Below are 15,900 nucleotides of genomic sequence, written 5' to 3' on the forward strand. Positions count from 1 at the left end.
GGCCTGCCATGTTCACAATCCGCCAGATCGCCGAGTCCTTGGGCGCCGAGGCCCAGGGTGAGCTGGATCTGCAAGTTGCAGGTGCTGCTGAACCGCAGGATGCCGGGGCTGATCAGCTCGCCATGGCGATGGCGCCGAAGTATGCCGACGGACTGAAGGCAGGCAAGGCACTTGCTGCGATTTTGTGGGAAGGGGCTGACTGGCAATCCTTTGGCCTTAAGGCTGCAATCTTTGCTCCACGCCCGCGGATGACCATGTCCGGCGTCACCGCAATGCTGGACCGCGGCCAGGGGTTTGCTGAAGGCATCCACCCGTCTGCCGTCATAGATCCTTCCGCAGAACTGGGAGAAGGCGTTTCGGTTGGTCCGCTGACCGTGGTTGCGGCCGGTGCCAGGATCGGTGCCCGCTCGGTGATTGGCCCGCATTGCTATGTCGGTTCTGACGCTGTGATCGGCGAAGACGCTCACCTGCGCGAGATGGTCTCGATCGGGGCCCGGGCCACCATCGGTGACCGGTTCCGCGCTCAGCCCGGTGCACGGGTTGGCGGCGATGGTTTCTCCTATGTAACCCCTGAAGTGTCCGGGGCTGAGAACGCGCGCAAGACCTTGGGTGATCAGGGCGAGGCCAAAGCACAATCCTGGGTCCGCATCCACTCATTGGGCGCTGTTACGATCGGTGACGATGTCGAGATCGGCTCTAACTGCACCATCGACAATGGCACCATCCGTGACACAGTGATCGGCGATGGCACCAAGCTCGATAACCTCGTGCATGTCGGCCACAACACCCGCGTCGGCAACGACTGTCTGCTCTGCGGGCAGACAGGTGTGTCCGGATCAGTCGATATCGGCAACAACGTTGTGCTGGGCGGCCAGTGCGGCGTGGTCGACAATATCTTCATCGGTGACGGGGTGATTGCCGGCGGCGGCACCAAGATCCTGTCCAACGTGCCTGCCGGCCGCGTGATCATGGGCTACCCTGGTGTGAAAATGGAAACCCACACCGAGATGTATAAAGCACAGCGCCGCCTGCCGCGTTTGATGCGTGACATCGAATTGTTAAAAAAGGCTGTTTTCAAGTAACCGCCGAATACCTACATCAGCCTCAGGCAGAAAATCGGGGATCCATACATGAGCACGCAGGACAAGGTCATTGCAATCATTGCAGAACAAGCGGTTCTGGAGCCTTCAGACGTGACCTTGGATAGCACGCTGGAGGATCTTGGCATCGACAGCCTGGGACTGGTCGAAAGCATATTTGCGATCGAGGAAGAGTTCGACATTTCGATTCCTTTTAATGCCAATGAGCCGGAAAAGAGTGATTTTGACATTTCCAATGTCGCGGCAATCGTCGCCGGGATCGACAAGCTGATCCTGGAAAAAGCGTAAAGCTCCATGAAACGCGTTGTCATCACCGGGGCGGGAACCATCAACGCCCTGGGTCATTCGGTGCCCGAAACTCTGGCCGCTATGCGCACGGGCCAGTGCGGGATTGGCGAACTGGATTTCCGCGATGTGGAGCGGCTGGCGATCAAGATCGGCGGCCAAGTCCGCGGCTTTGAGGCTGAGGGCCGCTTCAACCGTCAGCAGATGAGCCTGTATGACCGCTTCACGCAATTCACCCTGACTGCGGCCAGGGAGGCGATTGAGCAGTCGGGCCTGGAATTTCACGGTGAGCTGTCGGCCAAGGCTGGCGTCGTCCTAGGCAATTCCGGCGGCGGAATGCAGACGCTGGATGAGAATTACCGCAGCGTCTACGAGGACGGCAAAAACCGGGTGCATCCGTTTGTGGTGCCCAAACTGATGAACAATGCCGCAGCCGGCCATGTGTCGATGCAGTTCAACCTCAAAGGCCCAAGCTTTACCGTCTCCACAGCCTGCGCGTCGTCAAATCACGCGATGGCACAGGCGTTCCAGATGGTACGCTCCGGGATGAGCCCGGTAATGGTCACCGGCGGCTCCGAATCCATGCTGTGCTTTGGCGGGGTCAAGGCCTGGGAAGGGCTGCGGGTTATGTCCAAGGACGCCTGCCGCCCGTTCAGTGCCAACCGCAACGGCATGGTTCAGGGGGAAGGCGCAGGTATCTTCGTGTTCGAAGAGTATGAGCACGCCAAGGCCCGCAATGCAGAAATTCTGTGCGAAGTCATTGGCTTTGCCATGTCCTCGGACGCGGCGGACATTGTGATGCCCAGCAAGCAGGGCGCGGCGCGGGCCATTGCCGGCGCGCTACAGGATGCCCGCCTAGATGCCTCCGAGGTCGGTTACATCAATGCCCATGGCACTGGCACTGCAGCCAATGACAAGACCGAATGCGCCGCTGTGGCGGATGTGTTCGGCCCGCATGCTGATAGTCTGATGATTTCTTCCACCAAATCCATGCACGGTCACCTGATCGGCGGCACCGGTGCGGTGGAGCTACTGGCATGTATCATGGCGTTGCGCGACGGGGTGATTGCGCCGACCATCGGATATGAGGAACCGGACCCGGAATGCGCGCTGGATGTGGTCCCGAATGAGGCGCGCGAAGCCAGGGTCGATGTTGCCCTGTCAAACGCCTTCGCTTTTGGCGGGTTGAATGCGGTGCTTGCTCTGCGCAGGGTCTGACCGCACTTAAAGAAAAAACGCCGCGGCCCTTGGGGCGCGCGGCGTTTTCTTTCAGCTGATTGCAGAGCTTACTGCTTGACGACATCCACGACGTCATAGCCCGCGGTAAAGCCGCTCAGCGACAGCTTCATCGAAACAACCTGATCCGGTGCCGGCGCCGGACGCAGCGACAGCACGGCTTCCTTGCCCTTCTTGAAGGCGTCGATGTCGCCCTGGGTCAGGCCGATCTGCGCAACGCAGCCCAGCTGATTGCAGAAGGAATAGTTGTAGCGCTTGGCTGGCGCGCCATCGATGGAGATGGTCAGCGCGGCAGGAAGCAGGGTTTCCAGCGGCACGATCACGGTCGCGCCTGCAACGGCCTGGCCGCCTTGCTGGTCGATACGGAACATCGATACTTCTGCCATCGGGTTGCCTTGCGGGCCGTTCAGAACCTGCAGCAGCGAGCAAGGGTCGTTTTCGGCCTCGGTCCTGATGCAGGCCAGATCCCAGTCGCCATGCTTTTCTTTGGAGTAGCGTTCACCCAGCTTGGGGCCGTCATTGACCGGTTCCCCCAGGTCCAGCAGCTGGTCTGCGGTCGATTCCGCCTGGTCTGCCTGCTCTGTGGTTTCCGCCCCGGCGGCCTGTTCGGTGGTGCCGGTTTCTTCGGCGGCGGTTTCCTGCGCCGCCAGCGGCGCGGTCATCGCCAGCACCGCGGCAAGCGTGATCGGGGTCAGGGACTTCAACATGAATGCCTCATTTTTCTAAAGACGCTGCCAACGCGTTTAGCACGCTGTCCTGGCAGTGTCAGGCCAATAACAAAGGAATAGCGGGGAAATCCGCGCACAGCGCTTCAGTCTTGGAAGATGCTGATAAAATACAAAAAAGGGAACCCGATGGTTCCCTTTTTCGTATTTGTTTCTCCCCGTCGGACTGGCCGACTTAGTTATTGCGTAGGACGTTACGAAAGGGTTGGCCATCGGTCAACATGCAAGTTCAAAAAAAATAAGGACGGCCTGCAATTCATGAAAATTGCAGGCTGCGGGATGAGTTTATGGCTGAGGATGCCCGTTTTACAGGCAGTATTTGCCCAAAAAGAAGGCCGTGCGCGAGGCACGGCCCAGTCTGACAGGGAGGAAATGTCCGCCACGGCAACCGCATTGTGCTGGGGCGGGCAAGATTGACTATCGCATTCAAAAGTTAACTTTGTATTGTTATCCACAGGAAAAAGAACGGGCAGGGCAGAGATGGCAGATAGCTTATTCATTGGCGGCGGCGGCGAAGAATATGGCGAGCCGCAGGGGCTGAGCCTGAAATATGCCAACCGCCATGGGCTGATTGCGGGTGCTACCGGCACCGGCAAGACCGTCACCCTGCAGATCCTGGCAGAGGGGTTTTCCAACGCGGGCGTGCCGGTGATCCTGGCGGATGTGAAGGGGGATCTGTCAGGGCTGGCAAAGGCGGGCACGGAAAGCCACAAGCTGCATGAGGCCTTCACTTCCCGCGCGGGTAAAATCGGTTTTGCCGGTTACACTTACCATGCCTGCCCGGTGACCTTCTGGGATCTCTATGGCAAGCAGGGCCATCCGGTGCGCACCACCGTAGCCGAGATGGGGCCGCTGCTGCTGGCACGGCTGCTGGAGCTGAGCGAGGCGCAGGAGGGTATTCTGAACATCGCCTTCCGGCTCGCTGACGAGGAAGGGCTGCCGCTTTTGGATCTGAAAGACCTGCAGGCGTTGCTGGTCTGGATCGGCGAAAACCGCAGCCAGCTTTCGCTGCGCTACGGCAATGTATCAACGGCCTCAATTGGGGCCATCCAGCGGCGTCTCCTGGTGCTGGAGAACCAGGGCGGCGCCGGGCTGTTCGGCGAACCGGCCCTGGCGCTCAGCGATTTGATGCGCTGCGATGCGTCCGGAAAGGGCATGGTCAACATTCTGGCCGCGGACAAGCTGATGGCAGCGCCGGGGCTTTATTCGACCTTCCTGCTATGGCTGCTCAGCGAACTGTTTGAGGAACTGCCCGAAGTTGGAGACCCCGACAAACCGCGGCTGGTCTTCTTCTTTGATGAAGCGCATCTGTTGTTTGAAGACGCGCCGAAGGCGCTGACCGACAAGGTGGAACAAGTCGCCCGGCTGATCCGCTCCAAGGGGGTTGGGATCTATTTCATCACCCAGAACCCGGCCGATGTGCCGGAGGACATTCTGGGCCAGCTCGGCAACCGCATTCAGCACGCGCTGCGCGCCTTTACTGCCAAGGACCGCAAGAACCTGCGGCTGGCGGCTGAAACCTACCGCGAGAATCCCCGGTTTTCGACCGAAGACGCCATCCGCGAGGTTGGCGTCGGCGAAGCGGTAACCTCCATGCTGCAGAAAAAAGGCGTGCCCGGCGTGGTGGAGCGCACACTGATCCGGCCGCCCAGCACGCAGTTGGGACCGATTACAGACGGCGAGCGCAAGGAGATGCTCAAAGCCTCTGACATGGCCGGGAAATACGACAATCCGGTGGACCGGCGCTCTGCCTATGAGATCCTCGCGCAGCGGACAGCGGCTGCGGCTCAGGAAGCCGAAGCCTCAGAAGCGGCAGCAGAGGATGCCCAGGAACCAGCGGCACGCGAGTTCAACGCCGGCCGCCGTTACTCAGGCTCACGGGTCAGCCGCTCTTCTTCCCGCTCGTACCGGCAAAAGGATACGTTCACTTCTGCGATGTCAGAAGCCGTGATCAAGGAGCTGAAAGGCACCACCGGGCGGCGTATTGTCCGCGGAATTCTCGGCAGCCTGTTCAAGGGGCGCTAGGGCGCAGCCGGTGTCAGAAACGGCAGCGGCGTCAGCCGCCGTCTTTCTGCCGCTGGCCTTCCTGCTTGCAGATGGCATCAGCCTCTTGCACGGACATGGTAGCGGGCCTGTCGATGGAACGGTCCCACAATACCCGCTCCTTGGTGTAGAGCTGGCAGGTGACAATGCCCTTGCTGGTTTGCAGCTGCACTGGGGTTGTTTCGTAATTCTCCGGGCTGACACAGCCGCTCAAGGCTGCCGCAACGGCCGTAAGTTTTATTAACTTGGACTTGGTTTTCATAACTGGCTCACCTCGGTCGGTTTCCCTCCGAATATCGCGAGAGGGGAAATAAATCATTAAAACCCGCGGGTTCCACGGCAGAGCACCGAGCGCATAGGCAGGCAAGAAAACTGCCGCCCAGGGCGTCCTGAGCGGCAGTCAATTTTTCACGCAATATGCTGTTTTCCAGCAAAGCGGCGGTTATTTCTCCGGAATCAGGCCGCGCGGGCTGAACCTGAGCACCAGTAGCAAAATCAGCCCCATGGTAAACAGCCGCATGTGCGAGGCGCTTTCCAAGAGATGCGCCTTCAGCGCGCTGCCTTCTGCCATGCCGGAGGTGACGAGTTCCATCAGCAGGATACCCATGGGCTCCACCTTGATCCAGAAGAACCAGATCAGCATGCCGCCCAGCACCGCGCCGAAGTTGTTGCCGGAACCGCCGACAATCACCATCACCCAGATCAGGAAGGTGAACCGCAGCGGGTTATAGGTGCCCGGTGTCATCTGGCTGTCTAGCGTGGTCATCATCGCCCCGGCAATGCCGCAGATGGCGGATCCCAGCACAAAGATCTGCAGATGGCGGCGGGTCACGTCCTTACCCATTGCCTCTGCCGCAACCTCATTATCGCGGATCGCGCGCATCATCCGGCCCCAGGGGCTTTTCAGCGCCATCTGCGCCATCCACAGAAGCGCCAGCAGCACCACGGTGAACATCAGCGCATAGCCAGCCTTCACATAGACGGTGGAGGCGGTGACCGGGTCCATGCCCCAGCTGGCCGCGCGCTCCACAAAGGACGGATCGCTTTGCAGATCCACCTCATAGGGCAGCGGGCGGGGCAGGCCGACCACGTTCTTCACGCCGCGCGACAGCCAGTCCTCGTTTTTCAGGACGGCGATGATGATCTCGGCAATGCCCAGTGTTGCAATTGCCAGATAATCCGAGCGCAGACCCAGGGCGGTCTTGCCGATCAGCCAGGCAGCACCGGCAGCCAGCAGACCGCCCGCAGGCCAGGCCAGCAGCACCGGCAAGCCCAGGCCGCCGATATTGCCCTGCAGCGCGGGGTTGATAGCCTCGACCGAACCCACCGCCGGATCAAAGATCGCACGGTAGACAAAGAAGCCCACGATGAGCACAGCGAGCAGAACAACGGTGCGCAGTTTGCCACCTGGCATGAACTTGGTGATCATCACCGCCGACACAACTGTCAGCGCGCCCATCACCAATGCCATCACGATGCTGACACCTCCGGACGACCAGGCCGCCGGGATCACTGGGGTCGACATCAGAACCACGGCCAGCCCGCCAAGCGCGGTGAAGCCCATGATGCCGACGTTGAACAGACCGGCAAAGCCCCACTGGATGTTGACCCCGATGGCCATGATGGCCGAAATCAGCCCCATGTTCAGGATCACCAGCGCCGAGTTCCAGGAGCCAGAGAAGAACAGGAAGTCGGTCATGCCTTCTGCGAGGATCATCACGCCGACAAAGACGAAAAGAAGGGTATGTTTCATGGTCTCGGTCATACCGCTTTCCCTTTGAAAAGGCCGGTAGGCTTGAACAGGAGGACGACAATCAGGATCGCGAAGGAGACCGCGAACTTGTAGTCGGTGCTGAGGAGCTGAACGAGCCCGTCAGGCGCCAGGCTGTCCGGCAGGCCGTAGGTCAGCACCTTTTTCCACGCATAGGTGATTGTCACCTCGGAGAAGGCGATGATGAACCCGCCGGCAATGGCCCCGATCGGATTGCCAAGGCCGCCCACGATGGCGGAGGCAAAGATCGGCAGCAGAAGCTGGAAATAGGTGAAGGGTTTGAACGACTTGTCGAGACCGTAAAGCACACCCGCAATGGTCGCCAGCGCCGCGACGATCATCCAAGTGTACATCACCACGCGCTCCGGGTTGATGCCCGACAGCAGCGCCAGATCTTCGTTGTCCGAATAGGCCCGCATGGATTTGCCGGTGCGGGTCTTGTTCAGGAACCAGAACAGCACCGCCACCACGATGATTGCGGTGATCACGGTGATGCCTTGGGTGGTCTTGATTGCCAGGCCTTCGTCAAGCCCGGTCATCTGCTTGAAGGTGCGTGCTTTGATGATGAACCGCTCGCCATCGGCAAACCGCTGATCGCCGGGGCCGATGATGAAACGCACGATGCCGTTCATCATGAACATCACACCGAGCGAGACCATCACGAAGATCACAGGCTTGGCCTTCTGCTGGCGGTAGAACCGGTAAACGGTCCGGTCGGTCAGCAGCGCCAGGCCGATGGTGCCCAGGATGCCAAAGGGCAGCGCCAGCAGCGCTGTTGGCAGCGGTCCTGCGCTGATCCCCATGGACTGGAACGCCCAGGTGATCAGGATCGTGACCATCGCGCCAAACGCCATGGTATCGCCATGGGCAAAGTTCGAGAACCGCAGGATCCCGTAGATCAGCGTCACCCCCAGCGCGCCAAGCGCCAGCTGGCTGCCATAGGCCAGCCCGGGGACAACAACAAAATTGGTAAGCGCCACGAGGGCGTTGAGAAGATCCATTAGTAGGCCGCTCCCGCGGTGCATGTCCCGCTGTAGATAGAAGTTTCCGGCTGCTGGTTTCGGTCCACTAAGTTTCTCGAAACCACGCGAAGTACTGCTTGGCTATTCTGGGGCGTCCAACTCAGCTCTAAATCATCGTAGTGCTTGAATACTTCCTGCTCCCCGGAGCTTGTGCGCTCCAGTTCGTGGAAGCAATCGTTGCCGCAAAAGCTAGAGGAATAGTAGGAGCTCTTTTCTCCGGAAGATTGGGCAGTTTTTTGAACAACAAACCGAAGCGGCTTTTCAACCCAGTCTCCTAGCCGGTTCTGGGTTTCCTGTTTGCCATCAAGGAGGCAGTCCAACGCTACAGTCGTTTGATCATGTGGTTCAGACGTGCTGCACGCAGCACCTAAAAAACACATGCATGGGATCACAAAGTTTTTCTTCATCTCACCCCCCCAAGAACGACTTGCGCACTTCGGGATCGGCCAGCAGCTCCTTGCCGGTGCCGGTATAGGCATTGCGCCCCTGCACCAGAACATAGCCTTTGTCCGCGATCTCAAGCGCTTGCTTGGCGTTCTGCTCCACCATCAGGATCGGCAGCCCGGTGCGGGCGACCTCAATGATGCGGTCGAACAGCTCATCCATCACGATGGGGGACACACCCGCTGTCGGCTCGTCCAGCATCAGCACCTTGGGCTTGGTCATTAGCGCGCGGCCCACAGCCACCTGCTGGCGCTGGCCGCCGGACAGCTCGCCGGCGGGCTGGTTGCGCTTGTCGCGCAGGATCGGGAACAGATCATAGACCTGCTCCATCGTGTCCCGGAAATCATCGGTGCGGATGAAGGCGCCCATTTCCAGGTTCTCCTCCACCGTCATCGAGGTGAAGATGTTGCTGGTCTGCGGCACAAAACCCATGCCCTTGACCACCCGGTCCTGTGGGGTCAGCTGGGTGATGTCCTCGCCGTCCAGCCGCACCGCGCCGGAGCGCACGTTCAGCATCCCGAACACAGCCTTCATCGCGGTCGACTTGCCGGCGCCGTTGGGGCCGACGATCACAGCGATCTCGCCCTTGTCGACGGCGATAGTGCAGTCATGCAGGATGTCCGGACCCTTGCCGTACCCGCCGGTCATGGTGTCGCCGATCAGGAACGGGCCGCCCTCGACCTTGTGGGTGGGGCCGCTTTTCAGATGGGCGGGCTGCATCGTGCCGATGCCTTTCGTGTTGGTGATCGAGGCATCCTTGTTGCCATGATCGTCCTGGTAGGGGTTGTCGCTCATGCGCCCGCCTCCAGTTTGTCTTTATTTTTCAGACCGGTGCCCAGATAGGCCTCGATCACATGTTCGTTTGCCTTGATCTCGTCCAGGGTGCCCTCGGCCAGCTTTTTGCCCTCGGCCATGCAGATCACCGGGTCGCACAGGCGGCCGATGAATTCCATGTCGTGCTCAATGACGACAAAAGTGTATCCGCGCTCCTCGTTGAGGCGCTTGATGGCGTCAGCAATGGTATATAGCAGGGTGCGGTTCACACCGGCGCCAACCTCGTCGAGGAAGACGATCTTGGCGTCCACCATCATGGTGCGGCCAAGCTCCAGCAGCTTCTTCTGGCCGCCGGATACCTGGCCCGCTTTCAGATCCGCGATATGGCTGATCGTCAGGAACTCCAGCACCTCGTCGGCCTTGGCCCGCAGTGCGCGTTCCTCGTCAGCGATCCGCTTGCGGCCGAACCAGGTGTTCCACAGCGTCTCGCCTGATTGCGCGCCCGGAACCATCATCAGGTTTTCCCGGCAGGTCATCGAGGAGAACTCATGCGCGATCTGGAAGGTGCGCAGCAGCCCCTTGTGGAACAGCTCATGCGGCGGCAGGCCGGTGATATCCTCACCGTCCATAGTGACCCGGCCCGAAGTCGGCTCCAGAACGCCAGCGATAACGTTGAAAAGTGTGGTCTTTCCAGCCCCGTTCGGGCCGATCAAACCGGTTATGGACCCCTTGGCGATTTCCAGCGAGGCGCCGTCAACCGCGTGGAACCCGCCGAAGTGCTTGTGCAAGTCCTCGACGACGATCATGTCATTTCATCCCCTGCCGCGTTTTCGCGGCGTTTTTAATTTAGAACAGCCCGGGCGGAACCCGGGCTGGCCTATCTTGGTTGCTTTTCAGATGCTTATCAGCGGAAGCGAAGGGTTTCGTTCTTGCCGTCCTTCACTTCGATCTCGCGGTAGGAGCCTGCGCTCTCACCCGGGCCGATCAGCTCAACGCCGGTTGCGCCCTGATAATCGATGTCACCGCCAGCGGCGAGGATTTCCAGCGCCTTGCCCAGCTCACCCGGGTTGATCGGCTCGCCCGGGGCGTTTGCCACGTCCAGGATCTTGCCGACGTAATCCGCCGGGTTGGTGGAGTTGGCGGCCTGCATTGCCAGCAGGAACAGCGCCGCTGCGTCATAGGACTCGGACGCGTAGGCCGAGGTGCCGTCAAAGCCGCGTTCTTTTGCCATTTCGGCAAAGATTTCCGCGCCTTTGCTGTCGGAACCCGCGATCTGGCCGAACGAGCCGTCGAGGTCCGCGCCAACATTTGCGGGCAGGCTGTCGCCGATCATGCCGCCGGGCAGGCCAAAGGTGTCAAACGCACCGGAGTCCAGCGATCCCTGGATGATGCCCAGGCCGCCCTGGTCCAGGTAACCTGCAACCACCAGGATATCGCCGCCAGCGGAGGCCAGCGCGCCGACTTCCGCGGAGTAGTCGCCCTTGCCGTCTTCATGCGCGGTCACGATGGTGACTTCGCCGCCAACTTCCTCGAACGAGGACTGGATCGCGTCCGCCAGGCCCTTGCCGTAGTCGTTGTTGGTGTAGGTCAGGGCGATTGAGTTGATACCGCGCTCTTTCAGGATCTCGGCCATCACCTGGCCTTCGCGTGCGTCCGACGGCGAGGTGCGGAAGAACAGGCCGTTGTCTTCCATGGTCGACAGGCCGGGCGAGGTTGCGGAGGGCGAGATCATCACCATGCCGTTCGGGATCGCCACGTTCTGCAGGATCGCGCCGGTCACACCGGAGCAGTCGCCGCCGATGATGCCGTTCACGCCTTCGGCTACCAGTTTCTCGCCGTTTGCCACGGCCAGGCCGTTGTCGATGCAGCCGGTGTCAGCGCGCACGGAAGTCACGGTGGCGCTGTCCAGCAGCTTGCCGGATTTGGTGACTTCTTCCATGGCCAGCTCGGCGCCGTCGCCCATGGCCGGTGCCAGCGATTCAATCGGACCGGTGAAGCCGAACAGAACGCCCAGTTTCACTTCCTTGGCATGGCCGCCGGCATTTGCGGTGCCAGCCGTCAGCGCAGCGGCCGCGGTGGCCATCAGCAGTTTCTTCATTTGAGAACTCCCATTGTTGGAACAAAAATGTTCACATCGGACCCTAGGCAAGCCGTTTGGAAAAGAAAAGTCCCGTTGAGGCGTGAGATAGCAAAGAGTCCGTCCCGTTGTTCTCCGCTATTATCAGGTCATGTGGTGCGGAGCTGAGTTTAATTTAAGCTTAAAGTAACAGAAGGGGAAGCGGAAATGTTGCATTGGTTACGCATATTGACGGCTGTGCTTCTGCTGCTGCCGTTTTCTCCAACAGTTCAAGCGGATACGATGAACAGCAGACTGGGTCAGCTTCGCGTGACGAAGATGGCAGGCGGCTTCGATGTGCCCTGGGCCTTTGCGTTTCTGCCGGACGGCGCGGTTCTGGTGACGGAACGGGATGGCGCGCTTTTCCATGTGCGGGACGGAAAAAAGAATCGCATAGGCGGCACGCCTGCCGTCGTTGCCGAGGGGCAGGGCGGCCTGTTGGACGTGATGGTGCCGCGCGATTTTGCAACCAGCCAGGAGATATTCCTGACCTTCGCCAAACGGCAGGGGCGCGGCGCGGGCACTGCCCTGGCCGCAGGCCGGCTCAGCGCGGACAACAGGTCTCTGACGGACCTGCGCATCCTGTTTGAGGCAGCGCCCGGCGCCACCGGCGGCCGCCACTTCGGTTCCCGCGTGGTAGAGGCGCGGGATGGCACGTTGTTCATTTCTTTGGGCGAGCGCGGCGACCGTCCCAGCGCCCAGAACCTGCGGCTGCATCAGGGGTCAGTGGTGCGGATCAACAGGAAGGGCGCCGTGCCAGGCAGCAATCCTTTCGTCCGCCGCACGGATGCCCAGCCAGAGATCTGGTCCTACGGCCACCGCAACCCGCAGGGAATGGCGCTTGATTTGCAGGGCAGTCTTTGGGTGGCGGAACATGGCGCCAAGGGCGGCGATGAGGTGAACCGGGTCCGCAAAGGCGCCAACTACGGCTGGCCGGTGATCTCCTACGGCCGGCATTACTCAGGCGCAAAAATCGGCGAGGGCACGTTGAAGCAAGGCATGGAGCAGCCCGCGTGGTACTGGGATCCGTCCATCGCACCGTCGGGCATGATGATCTATTCCGGGCGGATGTGGCCTGAGTGGCGGGGCGATATTTTCGTCGGCTCTCTCAAGTTCGACTACATTTCCCGCCTATCCGGATCCCCCCTTAAAGAGGTGGAGCAGATACGCAGCAGCGAAACCGGGCGCATCCGCGATGTTCAGGAAGCGCCCGATGGCAGCATCTGGTTCGCATCAGAGAGCGAAGGGGCGGTGTTTCGCATCTCCAATTAACCGCGCCACCCGAAAACTGAGACACACGTTTAAAATAGCTAAAACAGGAAGATTGATATGAGGAAATTTCTCGCCGCGGCGCTGATTGCGCTGCTTCCAGCTACCGCTCTGGCGCAGGACAGCGTATTCAGTTCGTATGAAGCATATGAACGCTTTGTGGATACAGTCATCAAGCAACGTGACTTCAAACAGCTGATTACCCGGCTGGGCGGCCGTGACGAATACACCCCCGAGCAATTGCAAAGCGCGCAGCAGCAATTGGCGGCAATTTATCCGCACGGCTTTACCGGCGGCAGCGTAGCGGCACGCAAGGAATTGATGAACGGCTTCAAGAAGGAGGTTCGGATCTATTGGAATGAGGACGTGCTGAACTACTGCTACTATTATGCCTTTATTCACGACCGCGGCGATAGCATCGTGGTGCTGAAATTTGACCTCAACACAAACTCAGATGTTGTTTTCGGGAAGCTTTGAAAGCTTCCCGAACCAGTTCCTTAGGCTCCCTAGGTCTTATACGCCGCCGCCTTGCTGCCGCGCTCGCGGTAGGGGGTGGTGTCGTAATGGGCCCGGTAGCATTTAGAGAAATGAGAGGGCGAGGCAAAGCCGCAGGCCAGCGCCACGTTGATCACGCTCATATCCGTCTGCATCAAGAGGTTGCGCGCCTTCTGCAGCCTCAGCTCCATGTAATAGCGCTTGGGGGAGCGGTTCAGGTAGCGTCGGAACAGGCGCTCCAGCTGCCGGGTGGACATGCCCACATCCTGGGCCAGGATTGACGGGCTGATCGGCTCTTCGATATTGGCTTCCATCATCTGGATCACCATCGACAGCTTGGGATGGCGCACGCCGATGCGGGTCGGGATCGACAGCCGCTGGGTGTCCTGATCGGTCCGGATCGAGGAATAGATCAGCTGGTCCGCCACCGAATTGGCCAGATCCTCGCCCTGGTCATTGGCGATCAGCTTGAGCATCAGGTCGATGGAGGAGGTGCCGCCGGCTGTCGACAGCCGGTTGCCGTCGATGACAAAGACAGACTTTGCCAGCTCCACCTCGTCGAATTCCTCGCTGAAGCTGTCGGCGTTCTCCCAGTGAATGGTCGCGCGCTTGCCGTCCAGCAGGCCGGCCTTGGCCAGGGTGTAGGACGCAGTGCACAATCCGCCGACCATCAGGCCCTTGCGGGCTTCGCGGCGCAGCCATGACAGCACCTTCTTGGTAGACGCATCCTGCACGTCTATACCGCCGCACAGCATGATGGTGTCGTCGCGCTGCAGCTCGTCCAGATCCGAATCAAGCTGAAAGACGGTGCCCGCGGAGCAGGTTACCGTTTCGCCGCCTTCGCCCACCACGGACCAGGTATACAGTTCTTTCCCAGCCATCCGGTTTGCGATCCGGAGCGACTCCATGGCGGCCGAAAAGCAAAGCAGGGTGAATTTGTCGAGGAGTACAAAGACAAACCTCTTGGGCTGGCCGGTGGCTACTCCTGAAACAGCAGGCTTGCGTGGCGTCTGCATGGCGGGCGTCCTTCAAGAAACAAGTCGGGCCGCGGGAGCACGCTCCGCGGCAAGTCGGAAAACCGTGCTCACAGCTTGGACGCGGGGTCAAGTCTCCGCAATTCTAAACTGGTCTCCCCCCGGCGGATTTTGTATAGAGCACACAACATATTCTAAAGACCTCTGATGCGGAGATAAAGTCATGAGCGAATGGCAAAAATCGGACTGGCGCAACAAGCCGCGGGTGCAGATGCCGGACTACACCGATGCCGCAGCGCTGAACGCTGTCGAGGCTCAGCTGTCCAAGTATCCGCCGCTGGTCTTTGCCGGCGAAGCGCGCCGCCTGAAACAGCACCTGGGCGCGGCTGGCCGCGGCGAGGCATTCCTGCTTCAGGGGGGCGATTGCGCCGAGAGTTTTGACCAGTTCAGCGCCGACGGCATCCGCGACACTTTCAAGGTGATGCTTCAGATGGCCATGGTGCTCACCTATGGTGCCAAGGTGCCGGTGGTGAAGGTTGGCCGCATGGCGGGCCAGTTCGCCAAGCCGCGCAGTGCGCCGACCGAAACCATTGATGGCGTGGAACTGCCCAGCTATCGCGGCGACATCATCAATGAACTGGCGTTCACACCCGATGCCCGCATCCCGAACCCGCAGAAGATGCTGCAGGCCTACACCCAGGCGGCTGCAACGCTGAACCTGCTGCGCGCTTTTTCCACCGGCGGTTTCGCCGACATGAGCCGGGTGCACTCCTGGACCCTCGGCTTCACCGATGAGCAGGAAGTCCAGAAGTACAGCGAGATCGCAACCCGCATTCAGGACACCATCGACTTCATGAGCGCCGCCGGCATTACCGCCGACACCACTCATGAATTCTCCACCGTGGAGTTCTACACCAGCCACGAAGGCCTGCTGCTGGAATACGAGGAGGCGCTGACCCGCCTCGATTCGACCTCCGGCAAATGGCTGGCCGGCTCCGGCCACATGATCTGGATCGGCGACCGCACACGCCAGCCCGACGGCGCTCATGTGGAATTCTGCCGCGGCGTGCTGAACCCGATTGGCCTCAAGTGCGGCCCGACCACCAGCGCCGAGGATCTGAAGGTGCTGATGTCACGCCTCAACCCGGACAACGAGGCCGGCAAGCTGACCCTGATTGCCCGTTTTGGCGCCGGTAAGGCAGGGGAGCATCTGCCGCGGCTGGTCAAGGCCGTGAAGGAAGAGGGTGCCAATGTCACCTGGGTCTGCGACCCGATGCATGGCAACACCATCAAGTCCTCCACCGGCTACAAGACCCGGCCCTTCGACAGCGTGCTGCGCGAAGTGCGCGACTTCTTCGGTGTTCACAAGGCTGAGGGCACCATCCCCGGCGGCGTGCATTTCGAAATGACCGGCCAGGACGTGACCGAATGCACCGGCGGCGTCCGCGCGGTGACCGAAGAAGACCTGAGCGACCGCTACCACACCGCCTGCGATCCGCGCCTGAATGCCAGCCAGTCGCTGGAGCTGGCCTTCCTAGTGGCCGAAGAACTGTCCGCCCTGCGCGCAGAGCAGTCTGCGCGCCAGGCGGGCTAAGGCCGCCTGCGACAGCTGGCGGCAAACAAAAAGGCGCCCCGGAGGTTCTCCT

General features: G+C 60.5%; 16 protein-coding genes. 7 read left to right on the top strand and 9 right to left on the bottom strand.

Going from position 1 to position 15,900, the window contains the following annotated elements; genetic code table 11:
• Positions 1-8: 8 nt before the first annotated feature.
• Genes lpxD through RA24_RS16280 form a run of 3 tightly spaced genes read left to right on the top strand, consistent with a single transcriptional unit; the run spans position 9 to position 2,603 of the window.
• Positions 9-1,082, top strand: a complete 1,074-nt coding sequence (lpxD, locus tag RA24_RS16270; protein WP_039192918.1) for a UDP-3-O-(3-hydroxymyristoyl)glucosamine N-acyltransferase — start codon at positions 9-11, stop codon at positions 1,080-1,082.
• Positions 1,083-1,130: 48 nt separating this feature from the next.
• Positions 1,131-1,388, top strand: a complete 258-nt coding sequence (locus RA24_RS16275) for an acyl carrier protein (RefSeq protein ID WP_019296297.1) — start codon at positions 1,131-1,133, stop codon at positions 1,386-1,388.
• A 6-nt stretch (positions 1,389-1,394) separates the two neighbouring features.
• Positions 1,395-2,603, top strand: coding sequence for a beta-ketoacyl-[acyl-carrier-protein] synthase family protein (locus RA24_RS16280; RefSeq protein WP_039192921.1), 1,209 nt, complete (start codon positions 1,395-1,397; stop codon positions 2,601-2,603).
• 68 nt (positions 2,604-2,671) lie between these two features.
• Here RA24_RS16280 and RA24_RS16285 read toward each other — a convergent pair whose 3' ends face one another.
• Positions 2,672-3,328 carry an invasion associated locus B family protein gene (locus RA24_RS16285; protein WP_019296299.1) on the bottom strand — a complete coding sequence of 219 codons (657 nt, stop codon included), beginning with the start codon at positions 3,326-3,328 and terminating at the stop codon, positions 2,672-2,674.
• A gap of 498 nt (positions 3,329-3,826) precedes the next feature.
• Between RA24_RS16285 and RA24_RS16290 the strand changes: the two genes are divergently transcribed.
• Positions 3,827-5,371, top strand: a complete 1,545-nt coding sequence (locus tag RA24_RS16290) for a helicase HerA-like domain-containing protein (RefSeq protein WP_039171117.1) — start codon at positions 3,827-3,829, stop codon at positions 5,369-5,371.
• Between the two features lie 31 nt (positions 5,372-5,402).
• Here the strand turns inward: RA24_RS16290 and RA24_RS16295 are convergent, their stop codons facing one another.
• The 7 genes from RA24_RS16295 to RA24_RS16320 form a co-directional block, all read right to left on the bottom strand.
• The gene (locus RA24_RS16295) at positions 5,403-5,651 is read right to left on the bottom strand and encodes a hypothetical protein (RefSeq protein WP_019296301.1); all 249 of its coding nucleotides are present in this window, start codon (positions 5,649-5,651) and stop codon (positions 5,403-5,405) included.
• A gap of 180 nt (positions 5,652-5,831) precedes the next feature.
• The gene (locus RA24_RS16300; protein ID WP_039192924.1) at positions 5,832-7,154 is read right to left on the bottom strand and encodes a branched-chain amino acid ABC transporter permease; all 1,323 of its coding nucleotides are present in this window, start codon (positions 7,152-7,154) and stop codon (positions 5,832-5,834) included.
• Positions 7,151-8,161 carry a branched-chain amino acid ABC transporter permease gene (locus RA24_RS16305; RefSeq protein WP_019296303.1) on the bottom strand — a complete coding sequence of 337 codons (1,011 nt, stop codon included), beginning with the start codon at positions 8,159-8,161 and terminating at the stop codon, positions 7,151-7,153. The genes RA24_RS16300 and RA24_RS16305 overlap by 4 nt, the downstream gene beginning before the upstream one ends.
• On the bottom strand, positions 8,161-8,589 hold the full coding sequence (locus RA24_RS22335; RefSeq protein WP_152612858.1) for a hypothetical protein: 429 nt from the start codon (positions 8,587-8,589) through the stop codon (positions 8,161-8,163). Before RA24_RS22335 ends, RA24_RS16305 begins: the two co-directional genes overlap by 1 nt.
• Position 8,590: 1 nt before the next feature.
• Positions 8,591-9,421 (bottom strand): ABC transporter ATP-binding protein, encoded by an 831-nt coding sequence (locus tag RA24_RS16310; protein WP_019296304.1) that lies wholly within the window; start codon positions 9,419-9,421, stop codon positions 8,591-8,593.
• Entirely contained in the window at positions 9,418-10,206 is a 789-nt protein-coding gene (locus RA24_RS16315; protein ID WP_019296305.1) for an ABC transporter ATP-binding protein, read from the bottom strand. Before RA24_RS16315 ends, RA24_RS16310 begins: the two co-directional genes overlap by 4 nt.
• 98 nt (positions 10,207-10,304) lie before the next feature.
• Positions 10,305-11,498, bottom strand: coding sequence for an ABC transporter substrate-binding protein (locus tag RA24_RS16320; RefSeq protein ID WP_039192926.1), 1,194 nt, complete (start codon positions 11,496-11,498; stop codon positions 10,305-10,307).
• A 186-nt stretch (positions 11,499-11,684) separates the two neighbouring features.
• On the opposite strand from RA24_RS16320, the gene RA24_RS16325 reads away from it, so the two are divergent.
• Positions 11,685-12,788, top strand: a complete 1,104-nt coding sequence (locus RA24_RS16325; protein ID WP_039192929.1) for a PQQ-dependent sugar dehydrogenase — start codon at positions 11,685-11,687, stop codon at positions 12,786-12,788.
• A gap of 57 nt (positions 12,789-12,845) precedes the next feature.
• A complete protein-coding gene (locus tag RA24_RS16330; protein ID WP_019296308.1) occupies positions 12,846-13,262 on the top strand; it encodes a hypothetical protein in 417 nt (138 codons plus the stop codon).
• Positions 13,263-13,291: 29 nt separating this feature from the next.
• On the opposite strand, the gene RA24_RS16335 is transcribed toward RA24_RS16330, so the two are convergent.
• Positions 13,292-14,296, bottom strand: coding sequence for a GlxA family transcriptional regulator (locus RA24_RS16335; protein WP_039192932.1), 1,005 nt, complete (start codon positions 14,294-14,296; stop codon positions 13,292-13,294).
• Positions 14,297-14,477: 181 nt separating this feature from the next.
• On the opposite strand from RA24_RS16335, the gene RA24_RS16340 reads away from it, so the two are divergent.
• A complete protein-coding gene (locus RA24_RS16340) occupies positions 14,478-15,848 on the top strand; it encodes a class II 3-deoxy-7-phosphoheptulonate synthase (protein ID WP_019296310.1) in 1,371 nt (456 codons plus the stop codon).
• Positions 15,849-15,900 lie beyond the last annotated feature (52 nt).

It is taken from the genome of Leisingera sp. ANG-M6 (genome assembly GCF_000813905.1).
Classification (GTDB): domain Bacteria; phylum Pseudomonadota; class Alphaproteobacteria; order Rhodobacterales; family Rhodobacteraceae; genus Leisingera.